This window comes from Cupriavidus sp. GW821-FHT02F09, from assembly GCF_059421605.1.
Map to the genome: position 1 here is coordinate 283,015 of NZ_JBWKVH010000005.1, position 17,829 is coordinate 300,843.

The 17,829-nt window shown below is 66.3% G+C and carries 13 protein-coding genes; 11 read left to right on the top strand and 2 right to left on the bottom strand.

The annotated features are described in order from the left end of the window. Nucleotides 1-12: 12 nt before the first annotated feature. From AC07XB_RS08690 to AC07XB_RS08705, 4 genes are all read left to right on the top strand, one after another. Nucleotides 13-807 (top strand): lytic transglycosylase domain-containing protein, encoded by a 795-nt coding sequence (locus AC07XB_RS08690; protein WP_492376092.1) that lies wholly within the window; start codon nt 13-15, stop codon nt 805-807. Nucleotides 808-899: 92 nt separating this feature from the next. Beyond that, nucleotides 900-3,251, top strand: coding sequence for a DNA topoisomerase IV subunit A (gene parC, locus AC07XB_RS08695; protein ID WP_043348134.1), 2,352 nt, complete (start codon nt 900-902; stop codon nt 3,249-3,251). Nucleotides 3,252-3,357: 106 nt separating this feature from the next. After that, nucleotides 3,358-4,029, top strand: coding sequence for a chromate transporter (locus AC07XB_RS08700; protein ID WP_492831083.1), 672 nt, complete (start codon nt 3,358-3,360; stop codon nt 4,027-4,029). Continuing rightward, nucleotides 4,026-4,556, top strand: a complete 531-nt coding sequence (locus AC07XB_RS08705; RefSeq protein WP_183036321.1) for a chromate transporter — start codon at nt 4,026-4,028, stop codon at nt 4,554-4,556. The genes AC07XB_RS08700 and AC07XB_RS08705 overlap by 4 nt, the downstream gene beginning before the upstream one ends. Nucleotides 4,557-5,530: 974 nt before the next feature. Here AC07XB_RS08705 and AC07XB_RS08710 read toward each other — a convergent pair. After that, nucleotides 5,531-7,363: an ABC transporter ATP-binding protein gene (locus AC07XB_RS08710; RefSeq protein ID WP_492831084.1), complete on the bottom strand. Its 1,833-nt coding sequence runs from the start codon at nt 7,361-7,363 to the stop codon at nt 5,531-5,533. A 361-nt stretch (nt 7,364-7,724) separates the two neighbouring features. On the opposite strand from AC07XB_RS08710, the gene hutU reads away from it, so the two are divergent. From hutU to AC07XB_RS08745, 7 genes are all read left to right on the top strand, one after another. Beyond that, entirely contained in the window at nt 7,725-9,410 is a 1,686-nt protein-coding gene (hutU, locus tag AC07XB_RS08715) for a urocanate hydratase (protein ID WP_492375388.1), read from the top strand. A 2-nt stretch (nt 9,411-9,412) separates the two neighbouring features. After that, complete coding sequence (gene hutH / locus AC07XB_RS08720) at nt 9,413-10,945, top strand: histidine ammonia-lyase (protein ID WP_492831085.1); 1,533 nt, start codon at nt 9,413-9,415, stop codon at nt 10,943-10,945. 102 nt (nt 10,946-11,047) lie between these two features. Next, on the top strand, nt 11,048-12,448 hold the full coding sequence (locus AC07XB_RS08725) for an amino acid permease (RefSeq protein ID WP_492831086.1): 1,401 nt from the start codon (nt 11,048-11,050) through the stop codon (nt 12,446-12,448). 185 nt (nt 12,449-12,633) lie between these two features. Further along, nucleotides 12,634-13,941: an MFS transporter gene (locus AC07XB_RS08730; RefSeq protein ID WP_492831087.1), complete on the top strand. Its 1,308-nt coding sequence runs from the start codon at nt 12,634-12,636 to the stop codon at nt 13,939-13,941. Then, a complete protein-coding gene (gene hutG / locus AC07XB_RS08735; protein WP_492375392.1) occupies nt 13,938-14,894 on the top strand; it encodes a formimidoylglutamase in 957 nt (318 codons plus the stop codon). Before AC07XB_RS08730 ends, hutG begins: the two co-directional genes overlap by 4 nt. A gap of 112 nt (nt 14,895-15,006) precedes the next feature. Further along, nucleotides 15,007-15,279, top strand: coding sequence for a type II toxin-antitoxin system Phd/YefM family antitoxin (locus AC07XB_RS08740; protein ID WP_492375393.1), 273 nt, complete (start codon nt 15,007-15,009; stop codon nt 15,277-15,279). After that, nucleotides 15,273-15,698 (top strand): type II toxin-antitoxin system VapC family toxin, encoded by a 426-nt coding sequence (locus AC07XB_RS08745; protein WP_492831088.1) that lies wholly within the window; start codon nt 15,273-15,275, stop codon nt 15,696-15,698. The genes AC07XB_RS08740 and AC07XB_RS08745 overlap by 7 nt, the downstream gene beginning before the upstream one ends. Before the next feature lie 93 nt (nt 15,699-15,791). Here AC07XB_RS08745 and AC07XB_RS08750 read toward each other — a convergent pair whose 3' ends face one another. Continuing rightward, nucleotides 15,792-17,468, bottom strand: coding sequence for an L-lactate permease (locus AC07XB_RS08750; protein ID WP_492375395.1), 1,677 nt, complete (start codon nt 17,466-17,468; stop codon nt 15,792-15,794). Nucleotides 17,469-17,829: the final 361 nt, after the last annotated feature.

Genomic DNA, 17,829 nt, shown 5'->3' on the forward strand with positions numbered 1-17,829 from the left:
CAAGGAGTCCCGATGGCTAAGACCAGACCTGGCAGCAACCGCGCGCGGCAATGGATTGCCGCCGGCATGCTGCTGGCCGGCTTGGCCGGCCTGGGCTTCATGCCAGCGGCCCACGCTGCGCTGTATGGCTATATCGACGACGACGGCGTGGCGCATTTCTCGGACGAGAAGCTGGACGAGCGCTACACGCTGTTCATGAAGAATGGTGGCGAGCTCAAGAGCCCGCTGCCGTACCGCGCCGGAGCCGGTGCCGGCAGCCAGATCGACCTGGAGACGCACAAGCTTTACCGCTATGTCGTCAACCATCCCAATATCGCCACGGTCGAGCCCATGATCCGCCAGATCGCGGCGGCGCAGAATGTCGACCCGGCGCTGGTCAAGGCAGTGATGGCGGTAGAGTCCGGCTTCAACGCAGGCGCGGTCTCGCCCAAGGGCGCGATCGGGCTGATGCAGGTGATTCCCGACACCGGCGCGCGCTTTGGCGTGAGCGCCGATGCCCGGCGCACGGTCGAGCAGAAACTGGCCGACCCGCGCACCAATATCTCGGCCGGCGTGCGCTACCTGCGCTGGCTGATGGAGCTGTTCCCCAACGACCTCGAGCTGGTGCTGGCCGCGTACAACGCGGGCGAGGGCGCGGTGCAACGCTACAACAACAAGATTCCGCCTTTCCCCGAGACCCAGCAATATGTCAGCACGGTGCTGCAGTTCTATCGCTTCTACCGTCCGGGCGGCGCGCCCGCGGGGTTGGGCGGGGCGGGAGTCAATCGCGTCAAGATGGTGATCGGCGGCCGCCGCAACATGCCCTGATCCCATACCGAACCCTAAGACGAACCGCATAACGAACAACATGCAACCGGCGCACCGGCCAACGATGCGGTGCGCCGTCTTCTTGCCAATCCATGGAACAACAAGACATTCCGCTTGACCCAGGTTCGCCCGACAACGGAGCGGACTCGCTGACCCTGGCGCACTATGCCGAGCGCGCCTATCTCGACTACGCCATCAGCGTGGTCAAAGGCCGCGCGCTGCCGGAAGTGGCCGATGGCCAGAAGCCGGTGCAGCGCCGCATCCTGTACGCCATGCACGAGATGGGGCTGCGCTCCGACGCCAAGCCGGTCAAGTCGGCGCGCGTGGTGGGCGATGTGCTGGGTAAATTCCACCCGCACGGCGACCAGTCCGCCTATGACGCGCTGGTGCGCCTGGCGCAGGACTTCTCGCTGCGCTACCCGCTGATCGACGGCCAGGGCAACTTCGGCTCGCGCGACGGCGACGGCGCAGCGGCCATGCGCTACACCGAAGCCCGGCTCACGCCGATCGCGCGCCTGCTGCTCGACGAGATCGACCAGGGCACGGTGGACTTCATCCCCAACTACGACGGCTCGATGGAAGAGCCCAGGCTGATGCCGGCGCGCCTGCCCTTTGTGCTGCTCAACGGCGCATCGGGCATTGCCGTGGGCATGGCCACCGAGGTGCCGCCGCACAACCTGCGCGAAGTGGCGGCAGCCACGGTGGCGATGATCCGCAACCCCAACATCACGCTGGCCGAGCTGCTGGCGCTGATGCCGGGGCCGGACTATCCGGGCGGCGGCCAGATCATTTCGCCCGCGGCCGACATTGCGCAGATCTACGAGAACGGCCGCGGCAGCCTGAAGGTGCGCGCGCGCTGGATCATCGAGGAAATGGCGCGCGGCCAGTGGCAACTGGTGGTGACCGAGCTGCCGCCGAGCACCTCGTCGCAGAAGGTGCTCGAAGAGATCGAGGAAATCACCAACCCGAAGGTCCGCGCGGGCAAGAAGTCGCTGACGCCCGAGCAGTTGCAGCTCAAGCAAGGCATGCTGGCGGTGCTCGACGCGGTGCGCGATGAATCCGGCAAGAACGCGCCGGTGCGGCTGGTGTTCGAGCCCAAGAGCAAGAACATCGAGCAGCAGGAATTCATCCAGACGCTGCTGGCGCACACCAGCCTGGAGTCCGGCGCCTCGATCAACCTGGTGATGATCGGCACCGATGGCCGCCCACGCCAGAAGGGCCTGGCCGACATCCTGCGCGAGTGGATCGCCTTCCGCTTCGCCACCGTCACCCGCCGCACGCGCCATCGCCTGGGCAAGGTCGAAGATCGCATTCACATCCTCGAAGGCCGGATGCTGGTGCTGCTCAATATCGACGAGGTGATCCGCATCATCCGCGAGAGCGATGAGCCCAAGCCGGCGCTGATGCAGGCCTTCGGCCTGTCGGACCGCCAGGCCGAAGACATCCTGGAAATCCGCCTGCGCCAGCTGGCCAGGCTGGAAGCGCTGCGCATCGAGCAGGAGTTGAAGAGCCTGCGCGACGAGCAGGCCGAGCTGGATGTGCTGCTCAAGTCCGAGACCATGATGCGCCGGCGCATCATCAAGGAGATCGAGACCGACGCCAAGCAATACAGCCCGGAAGACAAGGATCCGCGCCGCACGCTGATCCAGGAAGAGCGCCGCGCCAACGCCGAGGTGCGCGTGGTCGACGAGCCCGTCACCGTGGTGGTCTCCCAGAAGGGCTGGGTGCGCACGCGCCAGGGCCACGGCCATGACGCGCAGCAGTTCACCTTCAAGGCGGGCGATGCGCTCTATGGCACCTTCGAGTGCCGCAGCGTGGACGTGATGCTGGTGTTCGGCACCAATGGCCGCGCCTACACGGTGCCGGTGGCCGGCTTGCCGGGCGGGCGCGGCGACGGCGTGCCCGTGACCACGCTGATCGAGTTGCAGCCCGGCAGCCAGATCGCCCATACCTTTGCCGGCAGCGTCGACCAGCGCTTGCTGATCGCCACGCGCGGCGGCAATGGCTTCCAGACCAAGGTCGGAGACATGGTCAGCCGGCAGAAGGGCGGGCGCGCCTACCTGACGCTGGACGAGGGCGACGCGCCGCTGTTGCCCGCGCCGATCGGCGAGGAGGCCACGCACGTGGCCTGCCTGTCGGCCAACGGCCGCATGCTGCTGGTTGCGCTCGACGAGATCAAGTCGCTCTCGGCCGGTGGCCGCGGCGTGATCCTGATGGAGCTGGAACCCAAGGAGACGCTGCAGCAGGCGATCGCCGTCGGCGCCCCGGGGCTGGTGGTGTCCGGTGCCGGGCGCGGCGGCAAGCCGAGTTCGCAGAAGCTCTACGGCCAGCTGCTGCTGCCTTACGTGGGCAAGCGCGCCCGCAAGGGCCGCGCCTTGGATCTCAAGCTCAAGGAGCCGAGCATCGAGCCGGTACGGATCGTGCCGCCGGCGAGCGGCAACTAAGCCGCGTCCACCCGAACTGGCCCTGCGCGACAGACAATGCGCGGGGCCTTTTTCTTTCCCGGCATGCCGGACCGCCCCGGCGGCCATGCCTCTCCCGTGACAAGCGATGCCAGTTACTCCCTCTCCCACCGGCGACGATCCGATGGTAGCGCTAGCACCCCCACCTACGCCGCGGCGCCTGTTTATCGAATTCGCCCGCATGGGGCTGTCCGGCTTCGGCGGTGTGCTGCCCTTCGTGCGGCGCGCCGTGGTCGACCGCAACCGCTGGCTGGGCGACCGCGATTTTGTCGAGCTGCTCAGCCTTGGGCAGGTGCTGCCCGGCCCCAACGTGATCAACCTCGCGCTGATGCTGGGCTTGCGCTTTGCCGGACTGCGCGGCGCGCTGGCGGCCTTTGCGGGGCTGGTGATGGTGCCGATGGTGGGCGTGCTGGCGCTGATGCTGCTGTACGAGCACTACCGCGACGTGGCGGCGGTGCAGCGCATGCTCACGGGCATGACGGCGGTGTCGGCCGGGCTGGTGCTGTCGACCGGCTTCAAGCTCGCACAGAGCCAGCCGCGCACCGTGCGCGGACTGATGATCGGCGGCGCGGCGTTTGTCGGCATCGGGCTGTTGCGCTGGCCGCTGGTGCCGGTGATGGCGGTGCTGGTGCCGATGGGGCTGGTGCTGGAGTGGCGCAGCGAGCAGCTTGCGCGGCGCGCGCAGGCGGCGGCTATCGAGGTGTCGTCCATGCCGCCCGCGCCGCCCGTGCCAGCGGTACCCGGGGAGCCACGGCAATGAGTTCACCGAACGTGCTTTCCAGCCTGCTCACGCATTTCCTGATGCTGTCGTTCCTCGCCATCGGCGGGGCCAGTACCACGATCCCCGACATGCATCGCTTCCTGGTGGAGTCGAACGCCTGGATGAGCGACGCGCAGTTCTCCGCCATGTACGCCATCTCGCAGGCCGCGCCCGGGCCGAACATCTTGTTCGTTGCCTTGTTCGGCTGGCAGGTGGCGGGCCTGGCCGGCGCCATTGTCGGCATGATCGGCATCTGCGGGCCGTCCAGCGTGATCGCGCTCGGCTTCGAGTATTTCGCCGGCCGCTCGCCGCAAGCGCGGTGGCCCGGCCTGATCCGGCGCGGCCTTGCCACGCTGACCATCGGGCTGCTGTTTTCCACTGGCTGGATCCTTGCCGCGAGCGTGGATCACCGCTGGACCGCCGTGGCGGTGACGGTGGTCACGATCGTGCTGATGCTCAAGACGAAGGTGCATCCGCTGGTGCTGGTGGCGTTGGGGGCTGGGGCGGGGGTGATGGGGTTGGTTTGAGCCTGATAGTGAGTAGATGGATGATGCGGAGTTGGCTGTTGGGGACAAGAGCCTCCATGCTCGGGTCTTTCGCTTTTTTTTGAGAGGCGTTGGTTTTTGGACCCAAAAGCCATACGACATCCCCCTGCGGGGGCTGCCGGTCACTTTTCTTTGACCGGCAAAGAAAACTAACGAAAAGAAAGCCGCCCTGCCGGGAGCAGAGCAATCAGGCTTATGTGGGGCAGTGGTTGCGTCGTACGGCCCGGAGTGTTGGCTAGCCAATCCTACCGGCCCAAAGGGCATTGTTTCTGCATGACCTACGGGTAACGTGGTGCGGCCCCTGACCTCGTGTGCGGTGACCATTCCCACATCTGCCGTTCGCGGGGCGAAGTGCTGCGCCGTATCGGGCGTGACTGGTTTCGTGGTTTTGTCTCGGAGGACGAGCGTGGTGAGGTGCGGGTGCGGCCCTCGCGGACGGGCCACGGTGCCCACCACGAAACCAGAGGGGGGTGAAGCAAGGTGCCGCTCGTGCCGGTACGGCAGGGCATCAAATGGCCGGGCGGCCACCGCCAGAGACAAAACCACGAAACCACCAGGGCAGGCAGGATCGTGGCGCTGCGCACGGCGAACGGCAGATGGTCGAATGCTCACTGCGCAAAGCGATCAGGGGCACCACCACGTGACCATTGGGTCATGCATTTACGATGCCCTCCAAGCCGGTAGGATTGGCCAGCCAACACTCCGGGCCGTACGATGCAACCACCGAGGCAAAAACAGCCTGATTGCTCTGCTCCCGGCAGGGCGGCTTTCTTTTCGTTAGTTTTCTTTGCCGCGCAAAGAAAAGTGACCGGCAGCCCCCGCAGGGGGATGTCGTATGGCCCTTGGGTGCAACAACCAACGCCGCTAAAAAAACAGCGAAAGACCCGAGCATGAAGGCACTTGGGCCCAAAAACCACTACCGCCAACATCAATCCCGAGTCCCCAAGCAACCCGCTCTACTCCACCCCCACAAACCCCCCAGTCTGATGCGCCCACAACCGCGCATAAAGCCCCCCACGCGCCAGCAACTCCGCATGCGTGCCGCTCTCGGCGATCCGCCCATCCTCCAGTACCACCAGCCGGTCCATGCGCGCGATGGTGGACAGGCGGTGCGCGATGGCGATCACGGTCTTGCCCTGCATCAGCGTCTCCAGGTTCTCCTGGATGGCGGCTTCCACTTCGGAGTCCAGCGCCGAGGTGGCTTCGTCCAGGATCAGGATCGGTGCGTTTTTCAGCAGCACTCGTGCCACGGCAATGCGCTGGCGCTGGCCGCCCGACAGCTTCACGCCACGCTCGCCCACCTGCGCATCCAGCCCCGTCGCCCCATGCGCATCGCGCAGGCGCGGAATGAACTCGCCGGCATGGGCGTCGTTGGCCGCGCTGAGCAGCTCGGCCTCGCTGGCGCCGGGGCGGCCGTAGCGCAGGTTGTCGCGGATCGAGCGGTGCAGCAGCGACGTATCCTGCGTCACCATGCCGATCTGCGCACGCAGGCTTTCCTGCGTGACGCCGGCGATGTCCTGGCCGTCGATCAGGATGCGTCCTTGCTCCACGTCGTACAGCCGCAGGAGCAGGTTGACCAGCGTCGACTTGCCGGCACCGGAGGGGCCGACCAGGCCGATCTTCTCGCCCGGGCGCACCACCAGGTCGATGTTCTCGATCACGCCCGAGCCCTTGCCGTAGTGAAAGCCCACGCCTTCGAAGCGCACCTCTGCGCGCGTGACGCGCAGCGCTTGCGCGTTGTCGCGATCGCCGACCGTGCGCGGCACGGCGATGGTCTGCAGGCCATCCTGCACCTGGCCGATGTTCTCGAAGATGCCGCTGATCACCCACATGATCCAGCCCGACATGCTGACGATGCGGATCACCAGCCCGCTCGACAGCGCAATCGCGCCGACGCTGACATGGCCCTGGCTCCATAGCCACAGCGCCAGCCCGGTGGTGCCGGCGATCAGCAGGCCATTGAGCGAGGTCACGGTGAAATCCATGGCGCTGACCATGCGCCCGGACAGGCGTGCCTTGTCGGTCAGGTCGGCCATGGCTTCGCGCGCGTAGTCCTCTTCATGGCGCGTGTGGGCGAACAGCTTGAGCGTGGTGATGTTGGTATAGCCGTCGACGATGCGCCCCATCAGCCGCGAGCGCGCGCCGGTGGCGGCAACCGAGCGCGCCTTCACGCGTGGCGTGAAGTACAGCATGGCGGCCACGTAGCAGGCGATCCACGCCACGAGGGGAAGCATCAGGCGCCAGTCGGCTTGCGCGAACAGGTAGAGGGAGCTGGCCGCGTAGATCAACACATGCCAGATGGCATCCACGGCCTGCACCGCTGAATCGCGCAGCGAGAAGCCGGTCTGCATGATGCGCTGCGCGATGCGCCCGGCAAAGTCGTTCTGAAAAAACGACAGGCTCTGCTTGAGGACGTAGCGGTGGTTCTGCCAGCGCACCAGGTTGCCCAGGCTCGGGTTGATGACCTGGTGCACGAGGATGTCGTGCAGGCCGTTGAAGAACGGACGCAGCAGCAGCGCCACCACCGCCATCCACATGAGCTCGACGCGGTGGCGCGCGAAGAACTCGGCGGGCGGTGTTGCTTGCGCCAGGTCGACCAAGCGACCGAGAAAGCCGAACAGCGAGACTTCGATCAGCGCGCCAGCCAGCCCCACGCCCAGCAGCAGCGCGAAGACCGGCCACACCTCTCGCAGGAAGTAGGCATAAAAGCGCCAGATCTGGCTGGGTGGCTGGGTGTCGGGGAGGGCGCGGAACGGGTCAATCAGCCGTTCCAGGAAACGCATCAGCATGGGAGTCCAGGGGTGTTCCGCGGCGACCGCCTCGTTCGGGTCGCAGGCGTGCTTGCAAGGGCCGTATCGATGCCATGGGCATGCGGCGGATCAGGAGCATCATACCGCGCTTGCGCATCGCCGATGTCCGTACTCGCGGGAGGGGCGTCCGTGTCGCGGTGCTTGAGTGCGCGCTCGGAACGGCGCGCACTTTCCGTCGCCTTCATCATTTAAGTATTCATAAGCGCACTTTTTCGTCCATGCCTGCGGCTTATCCTCGGGAATACCCCAATTTATCCGAGCTTGTCTATACAACACTATACATACCTAGCATGGCTGAACAGACCGGTTCGAGCCGGCCTTATTGACCCAAGGAGTTCCCGTGAGCAACACCGACCGCTTTCGCGATGTAGAGATCCGCGCCCCGCGCGGCAACCAACTGAACGCCAAGAGCTGGCAGACCGAAGCGCCGCTGCGCATGTTGATGAACAACCTCGACCCGGAAGTGGCGGAGAACCCCAAGGAGCTGGTGGTGTACGGCGGCATCGGCCGCGCCGCGCGCAACTGGGCGTGCTACGACAAGATCGTCGAGACGCTCAAGACGCTGAACGACGATGAGACCCTGCTGGTGCAGTCCGGCAAGCCGGTTGGCGTGTTCAAGACCCATAGCAACGCGCCGCGCGTGCTGATCGCCAATTCCAACCTGGTGCCGCATTGGGCTACGTGGGAACACTTCAACGAGCTCGACGCCAAGGGCCTGGCCATGTACGGCCAGATGACAGCCGGCAGCTGGATCTATATCGGCAGCCAGGGCATCGTGCAGGGCACCTACGAGACCTTCGTGGAAGCCGGGCGCCAGCACTACAACGGCAACCTCAAGGGCCGCTGGGTGCTGACCGCCGGGCTGGGCGGCATGGGCGGCGCGCAACCGCTGGCCGCCACGCTGGCCGGCGCCTGCTCGCTGAACATCGAGTGCCAGCAGGCCAGCATCGATTTCCGCCTGCGCACCCGCTATGTCGACGAACAGGCCACCGACCTCGATGACGCGCTGGCGCGCATCGCCAGGTACACCGCCGAAGGCCGCGCCGTTTCCATCGCGCTGTGCGCCAACGCCGCCGAAGTGTTGCCCGAACTGGTGCGCCGCGGCGTGCGCCCGGACATGGTCACCGACCAGACCAGCGCGCACGATCCGCTCAACGGCTACCTCCCGGTGGGCTGGACCTGGGGCCAGTACCGCGACCGCGCGCAGACCGAGCCGGCTCGTGTGGTCAAGGCCGCCAAGCAGTCGATGGCGCTGCATGTGCAGGCCATGCTGGACTTCCAGAAGATGGGCGTGCCCACCTTCGACTACGGCAACAACATCCGCCAGATGGCCAAGGAAGAGGGCGTGGCGAATGCCTTCGATTTCCCCGGCTTCGTGCCGGCCTACATCCGCCCGCTGTTCTGCCGCGGTGTCGGCCCGTTCCGCTGGGCCGCGCTGTCGGGCGATCCGCAGGACATCTACAAGACCGACGCCAAGGTCAAGGAGCTGATCCCCGACGATGCGCACCTGCACCGCTGGCTGGACATGGCGCGCGAGCGCATCAGCTTCCAGGGCCTGCCGGCGCGTATCTGCTGGGTCGGCCTGGGCCTGCGTGCCAAGCTTGGCCTGGCGTTCAACGAGATGGTGCGCAGTGGCGAGTTGTCGGCGCCGGTGGTGATCGGCCGCGACCACCTCGACTCCGGCTCGGTGGCCAGCCCCAACCGTGAAACCGAAAGCATGAAGGATGGCTCCGACGCCGTGTCCGACTGGCCGCTGCTGAACGCGCTGCTCAATACCGCCAGCGGCGCGACCTGGGTCTCGCTGCATCACGGCGGCGGCGTGGGCATGGGCTTCTCGCAGCATTCGGGCGTGGTGATCGTGTGCGACGGCACCGACGAAGCCGCCGCCCGCATCGCCCGCGTGCTGCACAACGATCCCGCGACCGGCGTGATGCGCCATGCGGATGCCGGCTACGACATCGCCATCGACTGTGCACGAGAGCAGGGCCTGAACCTGCCGATGCTCAACCACAAGAAGGAAGCCTGAACGTGAACGCGCTGAACCTCAAACCTGGTCAACTGACCCTGGCGCAGCTGCGCCAGGCCTATCTGCAGCCGCTGCGCGTGAGTCTGGACAGCGAGGCCGCCGAGGCCATCGCCGCCAGCGTGGCCTGCGTTGAGAACATCGTTGCCGAAGGCCGGACCGCCTACGGCATCAACACCGGCTTCGGCCTGCTGGCGCAGACCCGCATCGCCCGCGAGGACCTGGAGAACCTGCAGCGCTCGCTGGTGCTGTCGCATGCCGCCGGTGTGGGCGAACCGCTGGACGACGCCATGGTCCGGCTGATCATGCTGCTCAAGATCAATAGCCTGGCGCGCGGCTTTTCCGGCATCCGCCGCAAGGTGATCGACACGCTGATCGCCCTGGTCAATGCCGAGGTCTATCCGCATATCCCGCTCAAGGGCTCGGTGGGCGCCTCTGGCGACCTGGCGCCGCTGGCGCATATGTCGCTGGTGCTGCTGGGCGAAAGCCGTGCCCGCTACCAGGGCGAATGGCTGCCGGCGCGCCAGGCGCTGGCACGTGCCGGCCTGGAGCCGCTGACCCTGGCCGCCAAGGAAGGCCTGGCCCTGCTCAACGGCACCCAGGTATCCACCGCATACGCGCTGCGCGGCCTGTTCGAGGCCGAGGATCTGTTTGCCGCGGCCACGGTCTGCGGCAGCCTCAGCGTCGAGGCCATGCTCGGCTCGCGCGCGCCTTTCGACGCGCGCATTCATGCGGTGCGCGGCCAGCGCGGCCAGATCGATGCGGCCGCCACCTATCGCGATCTGCTGACCGATACCAGCGAGCTGGCGCGTTCGCATGCGCAGTGCGACAAGGTGCAGGATCCCTACTCGCTGCGCTGCCAGCCGCAGGTGATGGGTGCCTGCCTGACGCAATTGCGGCAGGCGGCCGAGGTCCTGGAAGTGGAGGCCAACGCGGTCTCGGACAACCCCTTGGTGTTTGCCGCCGAAGGCGACGTGATCTCGGGCGGCAATTTCCATGCCGAACCGGTGGCGATGGCCGCCGACAACCTGGCGCTGGCCATCGCCGAGATCGGCTCGCTGTCCGAGCGCCGCATCTCGCTGATGATGGATCGCCATATGTCGCAGCTGCCGCCTTTCCTGGTGGCCAACGGGGGCGTCAACTCGGGCTTCATGATCGCCCAGGTCACCGCCGCCGCGCTGGCCAGCGACAACAAGGCACTGGCCCATCCGCACAGCGTCGACAGCCTGCCGACCTCGGCCAACCAGGAGGACCACGTGTCGATGGCGCCGAATGCCGGCAAGCGCCTGTGGGCGATGGCCGAGAACGTGCGCGGCATCCTTGCCGTGGAGTGGCTGGGCGCCTGCCAGGGCCTGGACTTCCGCGAAGGCCTGAAGAGCTCGCCCAAGCTGGAGCAGGCACGCAGCCTGCTGCGCGCCGAAGTGCCCTACTACGAGAAGGACCGCTTCTTCGCGCCGGATATCGAGACCGCGAGCCGGTTGCTGGCGGCCGGCACCCTGAACGCGCTGCTGCCCGCGCGGTTGCTGCCCAGCCTCTGAGGCTTGGGCATGACGCCCGGGGGCGGGACGCCTGCCACGCAGCAGGCCGCAGCCCGCGCCCCGGGCGGACAGAAGACAGAATAATGATTCGGAGACAAATAGATGCAAGAGCAGTCGCAAGGCCTGCAGCGTGGCCTCAGCGCCCGTCATATCCGCTTCATGGCGCTCGGATCGGCCATCGGCACGGGACTTTTCTACGGCTCGGCCTCGGCCATCCAGGCCGCGGGACCGGCGGTGCTGCTGGCCTACGTGATCGGTGGCGCCGCGGTCTACATGGTGATGCGTGCGCTGGGCGAGATGGCGGTGCGCAATCCGGTGGCGGGTTCGTTCGGCCAGTACGCCAGCACCGGCCTGGGACCGCTGGCGGGCTTCCTGCTCGGCTGGACCTATGCCTTCGAGATGATCGTCGTTTGCCTGGCGGACGTGACTGCCTTCGGCATTTACATGGGCTTCTGGTTCCCGGACGTGCCGCGCTGGATCTGGGTGCTCGGCATCGTGTTCCTGATCGGCGGCCTCAACCTGCTCAGCGTCAAGGTGTTCGGTGAGCTGGAGTTCTGGCTTTCGCTGCTGAAGGTCGGCGCCATCGTCGCGATGATCGGCGGCGGTGTTGCCATCATGCTGTTCGGCTTCGGCATGGCCGACGGCGGCGTTGCCACCGGCATCCACAACCTCTGGGCGCACGGCGGCTTCATGCCCAACGGCATTGCCGGCGTGATCGCCTCGTTCGCCGTGGTGATGTTCGCCTTTGGCGGCATCGAGATCATCGGCATCACGGCCGGCGAGGCGCGCGACCCGCAGCGCGTGATTCCGCGTGCGATCAACGCGGTGCCCCTGCGCATCCTGCTGTTCTATGTGCTGACGCTGGCGGTGCTGATGTCTCTCTATCCTTGGCACCGCATCGGCAGCGAGGGCAGCCCCTTTGTGCAGATCTTCAGCCGGCTGGGCATTGGCTCGGCCGCCGCATTGCTCAATGTCGTGGTCATCTCCGCCGCGGTATCCGCCATCAATAGCGACATCTTCGGCGCTGGCCGCATGCTGTATGGCATGGCGGTGCAACGGCAGGCGCCACGCATCTTTGCCAGCGTGTCGCGCAAGGGCGTGCCCTGGATGACGGTGGTGGTGATGGCTTTCGCGCTGCTGGCCGGCGTGGTGCTCAACTACGTGATGCCCGAGGACGTGTTCACGCTGATCGCTTCCATCGCCACCTTTGCCACGGTCTGGGTGTGGCTGATGATCTTGCTGTCGCAGGTCGCCTTGCGCAGGCGCATGAGCCGCGCCGAGGTGGCGGCGCTGAAGTTCCCCGTGCCGTTCTGGCCGGTAGCGCCGCTCGCGGCCATCGCCTTCATGCTGTTCATCTTCGGCGTGCTTGGCTGGTTCCCGCAGACCCGCGCAGCGCTGCTGGTGGGCGCGGCGTGGCTGCTGCTGCTGGTGGTGGCGTGGTGGTGCTGGGGACGGCCGCGCGGCCAGCAGGGGGCGCCTGCTTCCTCCTTTGCGGCGGACTGATACATGCGCGGACCCTGCCTCGGCAGGGTCCGCGTTGCCTGGCATCTGCCTAGCCGGATGCCAGGGTAACCGGCAGCGCGCGCCAGCCCGGCGCGCTGCCGTAGTGGCGCGAAGAACACCCTGTCTGGGTTGCGCTCACCGCCCGCTTGCGGTCGGCCAGGATTATTTTGCTTCGGAGTTACATCATGTCCATTGACAACACCATTCCCGGTATCGCAGCCCAGCATGCCGCCACGGCCCAGCCGCTGTCCAGGTTCAAGTCCATCGCTGCCATTACTATCGGCAATGGCCTGGAGTTCTACGACTTCGTGGTCTACAGCTTCTTCGCCACGCTGATCGGCCGCCTGTATTTCCCGGTATCCGATCCCACCGGGCAGTTGCTGTTGTCTTTCGCCACCTTCGGCGTAGGCTTCCTGATGCGCCCGCTGGGCGGCCTGCTGATCGGCATGTATGCCGACCGCGTCGGGCGCAAGCCGGCGGTGGCGCTGACGCTCTGGCTGATGGGCTTGAGCTCGGTGATCTTCGTGGTGACGCCGACGTATGCGCAGATCGGCATGCTCGCGCCGATCATGATCCTGCTCGCGCGCCTGGTGCAAGGCTTTGCCATCGGCGGGGAGATGGGTGCCTCCACGGCACTGCTGCTGGAATATGCCGACGACCGCTCGCGCGGCTTCTACACCAGCTGGCAGCCGTTTAGCCAGGGCCTGGCGGCGCTGTTCGGCGCGCTGGTTGGCTTGCTGCTCAGCAATGTGCTGGAGCAGCAAGCGCTGGAGGCATGGGGCTGGCGCCTGGCCTTCGTGATTGGCATCCTGGTGATCCCGGTGGGCCTGGTGATTCGCCGCCGCCTGGAAGAGACGGCGCCGGCCGCCGGCGAGTCGGAGCGCGGTTCCACGCTGCAGCTGTTGCGCGAGCACGGGCGTGCGCTGGTGGCCAGCATCCTGCTGATGATCGGCGTGGCTTCGTCGACCTATATCGTGGTGTATTACCTGAGCAACTATGCCGTTAGCCAGCTGCACATGCCGCTGTCGCTGGGCATCCGGGCCGCTTGCGTGGCCGCTGCCGTGCAGGTCGTGCTGTCGCCGTTCGCGGGTTGGCTGAGCGACCGGGTGGGGCGGCGCCCGGTGGTGCTGTGGTCGCGCGTGGCCTTGCTGCTGATGATCTATCCCGCTTTCGTGCTGATCAACGCCGAGCCCAGCCTGATGCGCCTGCTGCTGGTGGTGGGCTGCCTTTCGGTGCCGATGTCGATGACGTCGCCCGCGTCGATGGTGCTGGTCAGCGAGGTGCTGCCGCAGCGCATGCGCGCCACCGGCCTGTCGATTGCCTACTGCGTGGCGATTGCCATCTTCGGTGGTTTCGCGCAGTTCTTCTCGACCGAGCTGATCCATCTCACCGCCAATCCCAACGCGCCCGCGTTCTACGTGATCGGCTGCGGCCTGGTCTCGCTGATCGGCCTGGCGATGGTGCCGGAAACCCTGGGCCGCCGCCTGTCATGAGCGAAAGGGATCCGATGGCTGCAGCGCCGGGCAGCATCTGGCGCGGCCGCAGCGATGCGGGCGAGCTGGGCGACACGCGCCGGCTATTCAATGTCGTGCGCGTGCAAGGCGCCGAACGCGTGCCTGGCGCGCCCGTGCTGCTGGGCTTTTGCTGCGACGCCGGCGTGCTGCGCAACCAGGGCCGTCCCGGCGCGGCGGGTGGCCCGCGCGAGATCCGCCGCGCGCTGGCCGGCATCCCGGCCCATGGCCTGGAAGTGTTCCACGATGCGGGCGACGTCGTCTGCCACGATGGCGATCTCGAGACGGCGCAGCAAGCGTTGGCAACAGCGGTCGCGGCCGAACTGGCGCAGGGCGCATTCCCGCTGGTGCTCGGTGGTGGCCACGAGATCGCCTGGGGCACCTGGCAGGGGCTGCGCGCGCATCTCGATGCGCGTGGCGACCACGGCCGCGTGCTGGTGATCAACCTCGATGCGCACTTCGACCTGCGCACCGGTCGTCCCGGCAGTTCGGGCACGCCCTTCGACCAGATCGCGCAGGCCTGCCACGAGCGCGGACAGCGTTTCGAATACGCTTGCCTGGGCGTGAGCCGGCTCGGCAATACCGCCGCGCTGTTCGCGCATGCCAAGGCGCTTGGCGTGCACTACGTCGAGGACGTGCAGATGCAGGAACGGCACCTGGACGCGCGGATTGCCGAGTTGCAGGGGCTGATGGATGCGGTCGATCACGTCTACCTCACGATCGACCTGGACGTGCTGCCGGCGGCAGTGATGCCGGCGGTCTCGGCGCCAGCCCCTTATGGCGTGCCCCTTCCCGTGGTGGAGGAGGTGGTGGCGCAGGTGCGCGCCAGCGGCAAGCTGCGCGTGGCGGACCTGGCGGAGTTCAATCCGCTCTATGACCGTGACACCTGCGGCGCTCGGGCCGCGGCGCGGCTGGCTTACCGGTTGATGGCCTGAGGGCCGTGGTCATCGCCATTGCCATCGCCATTGCCGCAAAGAAAACCCCCGCCGACACTCGGCGGCTCATTCTTGTACAATTGAGTTGTACATTTCGAGCAGGGGGCACGCTATGCAAACCATCCCATTCTCGGAGGCAAGAGCGCATCTCGCTGATGTGCTTCGGGACGCGGAAAGAGGGCAGGAACCGCTGCTGATCTCCCGGCGCGGTGAGCCGGCTGCAGTGTTGATGTCCTGGTCGCAATACCGGCTGCTTGTCGGTTCCACGTCTGGCTTCTTTGGGCGTTTGAGCGAATGGCGCAGCGAGCACGTGCAAGCGGAAGATGAGGTCGACCCTTTCGAGCATGTGCGTCAACCCGGCGACGGGCGTGACTTCACATGGTGAGCGCTGCGAGTTGGCTGCTGGACACCAACATTGTCTCGGAGGCAATGCGGCCAAAGCCGGATGCAGGCGTCATGGCGAATCTGGCCCGATTCGATGGCGAACTGGTTATTCCGGCGCCGGTCTGGCATGAATTACGTTTTGGCTGGCTGCGCATGCCGGATGGCCAGCGCAAGGACGCGGTTGGCCGTTTCGTGCAGGAAGTGGCGGGTAGCCTGCCGGTCTTGCCCTATGACAGCGCCGCGGCACGGATCCATGCCGAGCTACGCAATTCGCGGGAGCGGGCTGGGCTGAGCCTGCCCTTTGTGGATGGACAGATCGCATCCGTCGCGATGGCGCACGGCCTGACCTTGGTGACGCGCAATGTCAGGGGTTTTGCCGGGCTGCCGGGCTTGCGGCTGGTCAACTGGTTCGGGGGCTGAGCGCGGGCTCCGGCGCCCAGCTCCCTTTTCGGCTTCCGTCTGGCCCCGCCCATGCACGAGCGGGGATTTATTCATGCCTGCTGGTTCGCCAGCTCAGTGAATCACCATCTGCGTGAACGGATGCACATAAGCCTGCAGCGTAATGAACAGCCCGACCAAGATCGCCAGCGCGATCGAGTGGAAAAACACATAGCGCAGGATATCGCCTTCGTGCCCGTACCACTTGGTGGCGGTGGACGCCACCACGATGGACTGCGCATCGATCATCTTGCCCATCACACCGCCCGAGCTGTTGGCCGAGGCCATCAGGATCGGCGATAGGCCCAGCTGCTCGGCCGTGGTTTTCTGCAGGCCGCCAAAAAGCACGTTGGAGGCGGTGTCGGACCCGGTCAGCGCCACGCCCAGCCAGCCCAGCATGGTGCCAAACAGCGGGTAGAGCACGCCGGTGTGAGCAAAGGCCAGGCCCAGCGTGGCATCCAGGCCCGAGTAACGGGTCAGGTAGCCCACGCCGAACATCGCGCAGATGGTCAGCAGCGAATATTTCACCAGCTTGATGGTCTCCCAGTATTCCTTGATGAGGCGCGGCACCGAGTAGCCCATCAGCAGGCCGCCGAGAATGCCGGAGACCAGGATGCCGGTGCCGGCCATCGACAACACGTTGAACGTGAAGACCGCGCCTTCGGCAGTGGCCTTCGGCACCACCGGCGGCACCTTTAACACGGCTTTGTCCAGGCCGGGGATGGGGAATTTCCATTGCCACAGGCCGTCCATCAGCTTCTTGAATTCCGGCACGCCCCAGACAAAGACGAACACGGTCAGGATCACCCAGGGCATCCAGGCCTTGACCACCGAGATGCCGGCGGAGGCGGCGCTGGCGCGGGCTTCGGCGGCTACCGCTTCGGGGTCGTCGACCTTGGAGTCGTCCCTGCGGCCGAGGATGCGCGTGGAGGTCCAGATTTCCTTGGGCTTCCAGACCTTCAGGAACAGCGTCAGGCAGCCCATCGACACCAGCGCGGCAATCACGTCCACCAGCCAGGGGCCGTGGTAATTCGACACCAGGAACTGCGGCACGGCAAAGGTGACGCCGGCCACCAGGATCGCCGGCCAGATCGCCAGCATGCCGCGGAAGCCGGCAAAGGCCCAGATCAGCCAGAACGGCACGAGTACCGAGAAGAAGGGCAGCTGCCGGCCGACCATGGCCGAGAGGTGCAGCAGGTCCAGGCCCGTCACCGCGGACAGGCCGATCAACGGCGCGCCCAGCGCGCCGAAGGCCACCGGCGCGGTATTGGCGATCAGCGCCAGGCCGGATGCCGCCAGTGGCGAAAAACCGAGGCCGATCAGGATGGCGCCGGTGACCGCCACCGGCGTGCCGAAGCCGGCGGCGCCTTCGAAGAAAGCGCCAAAGCTGAAGGCCACCAGCAGCAGTTGCAGGCGCCGGTCTTCGGTGATGCCGGAGATCGAGTTCTGCAGCACCTTGAAGGAGCCGTTGATGGTGGTCAGCCGGTGCAGGAAGATGATGTTCAGCACGATCCAGCCGATCGGGAACAGGCCCGATACGATGCCCAGGCCGGCGGCCTTGCCAGCCATGTCGGCGGGCATGCCGAACACCGCGGAAGCGATGACCACGCCGACCACGAGCGCCAGCCCGGCGGCCAGGTGGGCCTGCAGGTGAAAGAAGGCTAGCGCCGCCAGCAGTACGGCGACGGGAATCCCCGCTGCCAGCGTGGACAATGCCAGGCTGCCTAGCGGGTCATAGACTTGGGTCCACACGATGAGTCCTCCTCGGGTTGGGGCGACAGGTTGCTTTTGTAGCAGAGGCCATTTCAAAAAGATTCTGGCGTCGTTGCGCGGCCTTGCCGTACCCCTTGTACTGTCTGCGGCCGCGCGCCTAGCCAGAACCGCTTCGCTTCATTTTGAAACGGCCTCTTAGGCCCAGGCTGCCTCGTCGTCTTCTTGTCCGGGCGCGCATTGCGAACCTGCCAAGCTGTCAACCGCGCGACCAGCAAACTTCGGATTTTATGGATGGGTTCCTGCCGCGCTGCCCTAAATCCAGTCACCGTCATCGTGAGCAGGATTCATGGATCAGGGTTTGCCTGGGGGCAGGTTGGCGCACTCGCTGCCTTATTGGCAG

Bases quoted from the DNA above. Each gene is read 5' to 3' on its own strand.
- AC07XB_RS08745 (WP_492831088.1), top strand. From the start codon at position 15,273: ATGGTGAGCGCTGCGAGTTGGCTGCTGGACACCAACATTGTCTCGGAG.
- AC07XB_RS08740 (WP_492375393.1), top strand. From the start codon at position 15,007: ATGCAAACCATCCCATTCTCGGAGGCAAGAGCGCATCTCGCTGATGTG.
- AC07XB_RS08705 (WP_183036321.1), top strand. From the start codon at position 4,026: ATGAGTTCACCGAACGTGCTTTCCAGCCTGCTCACGCATTTCCTGATG.
- AC07XB_RS08725 (WP_492831086.1), top strand. From the start codon at position 11,048: ATGCAAGAGCAGTCGCAAGGCCTGCAGCGTGGCCTCAGCGCCCGTCAT.
- AC07XB_RS08690 (WP_492376092.1), top strand. From the start codon at position 13: ATGGCTAAGACCAGACCTGGCAGCAACCGCGCGCGGCAATGGATTGCC.
- hutG (WP_492375392.1), top strand. From the start codon at position 13,938: ATGAGCGAAAGGGATCCGATGGCTGCAGCGCCGGGCAGCATCTGGCGC.
- AC07XB_RS08730 (WP_492831087.1), top strand. From the start codon at position 12,634: ATGTCCATTGACAACACCATTCCCGGTATCGCAGCCCAGCATGCCGCC.
- AC07XB_RS08710 (WP_492831084.1), bottom strand. From the start codon at position 7,363: ATGCTGATGCGTTTCCTGGAACGGCTGATTGACCCGTTCCGCGCCCTC.
- parC (WP_043348134.1), top strand. From the start codon at position 900: ATGGAACAACAAGACATTCCGCTTGACCCAGGTTCGCCCGACAACGGA.
- AC07XB_RS08700 (WP_492831083.1), top strand. From the start codon at position 3,358: ATGCCAGTTACTCCCTCTCCCACCGGCGACGATCCGATGGTAGCGCTA.